The organism is Dietzia sp. CQ4 (genome assembly GCF_014145125.1).
GTDB lineage: Bacteria > Actinomycetota > Actinomycetes > Mycobacteriales > Mycobacteriaceae > Dietzia > Dietzia natronolimnaea.
Map to the genome: position 1 here is coordinate 1 of NZ_JAALDZ010000312.1, position 5,439 is coordinate 5,439.

The window sequence follows — 5,439 nt, forward strand, 5'->3', positions numbered from 1 at the left end:
ACGGGACGTCGGGGCCGTCGTGGGACTGGTTCCCGCCCGGGGCCGGATGGCTGGTCTTCGGCGCGATGATCGCTGCCTTCACCGTCGCGGTGTTGGCCCATTTCAGCCACTCGCCGGAGTTGCGGGACGGGGTCGAGGATGTCGAGCCCCAGCCTCTCCCTGAAGTGTGATGGGCTACCTGCCGGTGTCAGTTGGTCCGAGAAGAGTCACGGAGGGGCAGAGCGTCTCCTGAACCGTCTGTGATTGCACCTAGATACTGCAACTGTGACGCGAGATTGCCGTGTAGGTCACGCTGTTCGCTGGCCGCGTCGAGGAGAACAGGCCCCTCGGTCGAGGGGGGCAAGGCTTCCTCGAACGCCGCTGCCCGTTCCGAGTACACAGCCATCTGGTCGCGCTGCTCGAGCAGATCCGAGATGAGTTCCAGGTGCTCGCGGTAGACGATGAGTGCAGCCACCTGCTCAATGAGTTCTGCCCGAATCGCACCGATTCGCTGCTGTTCCCTTTCCCACTGCTGACGTAGTTCCGGTTGGGACCGCGACGGTGTCGGAAGAGTTGTCGAGGTGAACCGCAGGAGGTTCAGTGCCCGGTCGGTAAGGCGGCCGAGGACGTCCGAGATATCGATCCGGCCGACACCATCGGACATCTCCGCCGACCCCCACGCCCGCGTGTGGACGATCGCAGCAGTCTGCCATCGAGCCATCCAGATAATCCGGAGCTCGAGCTCGGTGGTGTGCCCGCCGGATGGCTCGGTGGTGTGTCCGCCGAGTAGATCGTCGCTCGCGGGAGTGCTGGCGCGACCGCGCGCCATGCTCCTTGATCGAGTGGGCCAGATGAGGACCACCAACCACACCACGCCGAACAGTAGCGAGAGCTCGGGGCGGGCAATACTGACAACGGTGAGGAGAAATAGCCCCCAGAGGCTCACACGGCGGAGCCACACTGGTCGACCTTCCCTCGCGGTGTCATCGGATTTAGCGTCCGGCCTGAAGGGCAGCGGAATGACCGCCGGGAGTTGATTAAGGGCGATTTCCCGACGTTGTCGGTGAGTCAGCCCTTCCGCGCGGTGGTCAAAGGGCTGGAGGTCCAGAAGACCCTGTGACGGGGCCGAGCGCTTGAGGGCGCTCTTCACAAACTCGACAGTCTCGGCAAGAGCCTGGTCAAGCGGGCGTTCTGCTCCAGGTGACATAGCGAATCTCCTCATGAATGGCGATGCCCCGGAACTCTATTCACTTGGTCGGTCAACGGAGACCGTAAGGGCATTCTTCGAGGAGTGGGGTAGTCAGTCGCCCGGGCCCAGGACGCCCGATATTCAAGGAGAAAAGTACTGTCCGCTCCCAGCAGGCGGCCGGAGGGTCGCGAACTGGTCGGTGATCCGCAATCTGCGCTCGGAGAAGTGGTACAGCGCGGCGGGCCGACCTCCCGAGGGCCCCGGTGGCGCGCTGCGCCCGCACCGCACGAGCTCGCCCCGCCTGGTGAGGACCCTCTGCAGGTTGGTCGGATCCACAGGGTGGCCCAGGGCGGCGCCGTAGAGCTGCGCGAGATACGACAGCGTGAACTCCACGGGTGCCAGGGCGAACCCCAGGGTCGAGTAGGAGAGCTTGGCTGCGAGGCGGGCGCGGGCGCGGGCGACGATCTCCGCGTGGTCGTAGACGGTGTCGGGCAGCTGGTCGACCCGGAACCAGGCCGTGTCGTCGGGGATGGCCGGGTCGGCGTCGCTGGGGAGGACGCCGAGGAACCCGGAGGCGAACACGCGTCGGCCGGGTATGCGCCCCGGGTCGGAGAACTCCGCCACGGATTCCAGGTGGCTGAGCGATTGCACGTCGACCTTCTCGGCGAGCTGCCGGGTGGCGGAGGCGGGCAGGTCCTCGTCGTCCCGGACCTCACCGCCGGGCAGTGCCCACCGGCCGGCGGCGGGCCCGAGGGAGTGCCGCCAGAGCATCACGTGGAGCGTGGGCGCGGTGGCACCGGGGGCCGGTCGCACCTGGGTCACCACGACGAGCACCTCGTGACCGGTGTTACACTGCATCATGTTTTCGATTGTAAGTCGAAAACAGGGCCGGTGGCGTATCGGCCCACAGAACCGACCCGGGAGGGGGCAGCGATGAGCACTGCCACAGGACACGGCACCACGGTCGCGCCACGGCCCGACACCACCGTCGGACGGCTCGACTCGCCGCTCGCCACGAGGATCCGCCACGACGGCGCGGTGTACACGGGCGTCGAACCCAACGCGGAGTGGGCCGCCGAGATCCGCCGCCTCGCCGGCGAGCGTGACGCGGTGATCCTCGCCCACAACTACGAGGTCCCCGCCATCCAGGACATCGCCCACCACGTGGGGGACTCCCTGGCCCTGTCGCGCATCGCCGCGGAGGCCGAGCAGTCGACCATCATCTTCTGCGGCGTCCACTTCATGGCGGAGACCGCCAAGATCCTCTCGCCGGACAAGACCGTCCTCATCCCCGACGAGGCGGCGGGCTGTTCGCTGGCCGACTCCATCACCGCCGAGCAGTTGGCGGAGTGGAAGTCCGAGCACCCCGATGCCGTGGTGGTCTCCTACGTCAACACCACCGCCGCGGTGAAGGCCCTCACGGACATCTGCTGCACCAGCTCCAACGCGGTCGAGGTGGTCGAGTCGATCGACCCGGACCGCGAGGTGCTGTTCCTGCCCGACCAGTTCCTCGGCGCGCACGTCCGGCGCAAGACCGGCCGCGAGAACGTGCTCGTGTGGGCGGGCGAGTGCCACGTCCACGCCGCGATCAACGGTGACCAGCTCACCGCCAAGTCGCAGGCCCACCCGGGCGCCGAGCTGTTCGTCCACCCCGAGTGCGGCTGCGCCACGAGCGCGCTGCACCTCGCCACCGAGGGTGCCGTGCCGGCCGACCAGGTCAAGATCCTGTCCACCGGCGGGATGGTCGACGCCGCCCGCTCCTCGGGTGCCCGCGAGGTCCTGGTGGCCACCGAGATCGGGATGATCCACCAGCTGCGCAAGGCGGCTCCGGAGATCGACTTCCTCCCGGTCAACGACCAGGCCAGCTGCCCCTACATGAAGATGATCACCCCGGCCGCGCTGCTGCGCGCCCTCGTCGAGGGCGCCGACGAGGTGCACGTCGATCCCGCCACGGCCGAGGCCGCGCGCGGGTCCGTCGAGCGGATGATCGCCATCGGCAACCCGGGATCCGGGGAGTGACCGGCGCGGGCGTGGGTTCGCCGGTATCCGGGGGAGACGACGACGAGCTCTTCGACCCCGACACCCGTGCCGACGCCCTGATCGCGATCAGGCGCGCCCTCGAGGAGGACCTGCGTTACGGCCCGGACGCCACCTCGCTGGCCACCGTGCCCGCGGACTCCCGTGCCACCGCACGACTCGCGACCCGATCCGACGGGGTGGTGGCCGGGTTGCCGCTGATCGGGATGGTCCTGACCGAGGTGCTCGGCGACGACTACTCGGTCACGCTCAGCGCGGGGGACGGTGACCGCGTCTCGGCCGGCGACGTGGTGGCCGAGATCACCGCTCCGACGCGCGGGCTGCTCACCGCCGAGCGGACACTGCTCAACCTCGTGTGCCATCTCTCGGGGGTGGCCACCGCGACCCGGGCATGGGCCGACGAGCTCAGTGGCACCGGCTGCGCCGTGCGCGACACCCGCAAGACCATGCCCGGCATGCGCCTGCTGCAGAAGTACGCCGTCCGCTGCGGCGGCGGGGTCAACCACCGACTCGGCCTCGGGGACGCCGTCCTGGTCAAGGACAACCACGTGGTGGCCGCCGGTGGGGTGGTTCCGGCGCTGGCCGCCGTGCGCGAGCACTTCCCGGACCTGCCCTGCGAGGTCGAGGTGGACTCCCTGGAGCAGCTCGACCAGATGCTCGACGCAGGCGTGGACCTGGTCCTGCTGGACAACTTCCCCGTCTGGCAGACGCAGATGGCCGTGCAGCGTCGGAACGCGATCTCACCCCGGACCCGGTTGGAGTCCAGTGGCGGCCTCGGTCTGGACGTCGCCGCCGACTACGCGCGCTGTGGTGTCGACTTCCTCGCCGTCGGCGGGCTCACCCACTCGGTCGCGGTCCTCGACCTCGGCCTGGATATGTGAGGTCCACCGCACCCGGCCGTCCGGGGGAGGTGTGGGTCGCCGGAACCCGCGTAAAGTTTGATGACATGACGGGCTTCTGGGACACGAGCGAGAAGAGCACTCCGGCGGAACGCCGACAGCAGCGGATGGCGGAGGCGCGCCGACGCGTGGAGTCCGGGGAGAACACCTCACCGCCGCCTCCACGGCCCGCCCCCGGCAAGCCCGCCCGGAGTCGCTCGGCGCGCTCGCCCAGGGCGGCCACCGTGGACCCGCTCTCCGTCACCGGGGCGCAGTTCGCCGTCTGGCGTAGCGTCCAGCACTTCTGCGCCACCGACTCGCTCCCGGACGCCCGCGGGGCCGATCTGGACCTGCTGGTCGCCTGGTCGGACTCCATCCAGCCGTTCCGCCTGCGCCAGCGGATAGTGGCACGCCTGGACTCCCAGGGCGCGTGGCTGCCGGTCTGCTACGCCAAGGACGGCGCCCGCGAGGCGATCACCCAGGCGCAGGCCGACCGTTACCGCGAGGCCAGGCTCGGCGAGTCCACACTCTCCGGTGGCGCGCAGAAGTCCCTCCGGGAGACCGACCACCCGGAGACCACGACCTCGCTCTGAGCAGGGCCCTCAGCGAGCGGCCAGTGCGAACCGCCGGCCCCGCGGTCGCGGGCCGGTGCTGAGGACCAACTCGTCGGCACCGGACTCACGGCCGGCCGGGCCCGTGGTCTCCTTGACGGCGGTGACCTCGTCGTCGTCGTGGAGGTCGTCGTCGGCGGTGCCGTCCCCGGCCCGGTCGTCGGTCAGGTCAGCCGCCTCGGCGTCGCCGGGTTGCTCGTCCACCGCGACGATCGCCCCCTCCCGCTCGAGATCGATGATCGCGGTGCGGGCCGCCCGGGCGTACCGCAGGTGTCGCATCGCGGGGGTGTCCGTATCGGGGTCGGAGGGGTCCACGTCGCCCAGTCTCAGCGGCTCGCCCGAGGGGGCCTCGTAGGCCTCGCAGACCGATTCGACGATCTCGTCCACCCCCAGACTGTCCCACTCCCCGAGCTTGTCCACGACGATCATGCGGGCGCGTTCCAGCGCGTCGGGCCCGGGGTCGGTGGCGGCGTCGATGGCGGAACGGATCTTCTCGGAACGGATCTTGTCAGTCGAACTCATGACCCGAGCCTGCCAGTCCCGGCGCCGGGATGCAGCCGGTCGCGCGGGCGCGCCCGGTGTGCTCTGACGGACGCGCCGCTAGGACGAGAGCTCGGCCATGACTCGGGGGACCTCCGACAGCAGCTCCCGGGCGAGGAAGCCGGTGGGCCCGACCCGCACCGCGAGCCGCTCACCGGCCCGGCCGTGGGCGAAGGTGGCCCAGGCGGCGGCCTGCGCGGGCTCT

The 5,439-nt window shown here is 70.0% G+C and carries 6 protein-coding genes; 3 read left to right on the top strand and 3 right to left on the bottom strand.

The window, feature by feature from the left end; all coding sequences use genetic code 11:
- Positions 1-187: 187 nt before the first annotated feature.
- The gene (locus G6031_RS15630; protein WP_182653752.1) at positions 188-1,186 is read right to left on the bottom strand and encodes a hypothetical protein; all 999 of its coding nucleotides are present in this window, start codon (positions 1,184-1,186) and stop codon (positions 188-190) included.
- A 123-nt stretch (positions 1,187-1,309) separates the two neighbouring features.
- Positions 1,310-2,029 (bottom strand): NUDIX domain-containing protein, encoded by a 720-nt coding sequence (locus G6031_RS15635; RefSeq protein WP_182653753.1) that lies wholly within the window; start codon positions 2,027-2,029, stop codon positions 1,310-1,312.
- A 72-nt stretch (positions 2,030-2,101) separates the two neighbouring features.
- Here G6031_RS15635 and nadA point away from each other — a divergent pair, with 72 nt between their 5' ends.
- The 3 genes from nadA (at position 2,102) to G6031_RS15650 (ending at position 4,676) form a co-directional block, all read left to right on the top strand.
- Positions 2,102-3,187, top strand: a complete 1,086-nt coding sequence (gene nadA / locus G6031_RS15640; protein WP_187702336.1) for a quinolinate synthase NadA — start codon at positions 2,102-2,104, stop codon at positions 3,185-3,187.
- Positions 3,188-3,264: 77 nt separating this feature from the next.
- Positions 3,265-4,086 (top strand): carboxylating nicotinate-nucleotide diphosphorylase, encoded by an 822-nt coding sequence (gene nadC, locus G6031_RS15645; RefSeq protein ID WP_182653756.1) that lies wholly within the window; start codon positions 3,265-3,267, stop codon positions 4,084-4,086.
- A 65-nt stretch (positions 4,087-4,151) separates the two neighbouring features.
- A complete protein-coding gene (locus G6031_RS15650) occupies positions 4,152-4,676 on the top strand; it encodes a hypothetical protein (protein ID WP_182616728.1) in 525 nt (174 codons plus the stop codon).
- 9 nt (positions 4,677-4,685) lie between these two features.
- Here G6031_RS15650 and G6031_RS15655 read toward each other — a convergent pair whose 3' ends face one another.
- Positions 4,686-5,216, bottom strand: a complete 531-nt coding sequence (locus G6031_RS15655) for a hypothetical protein (RefSeq protein WP_182653754.1) — start codon at positions 5,214-5,216, stop codon at positions 4,686-4,688.
- Positions 5,217-5,439 lie beyond the last annotated feature (223 nt).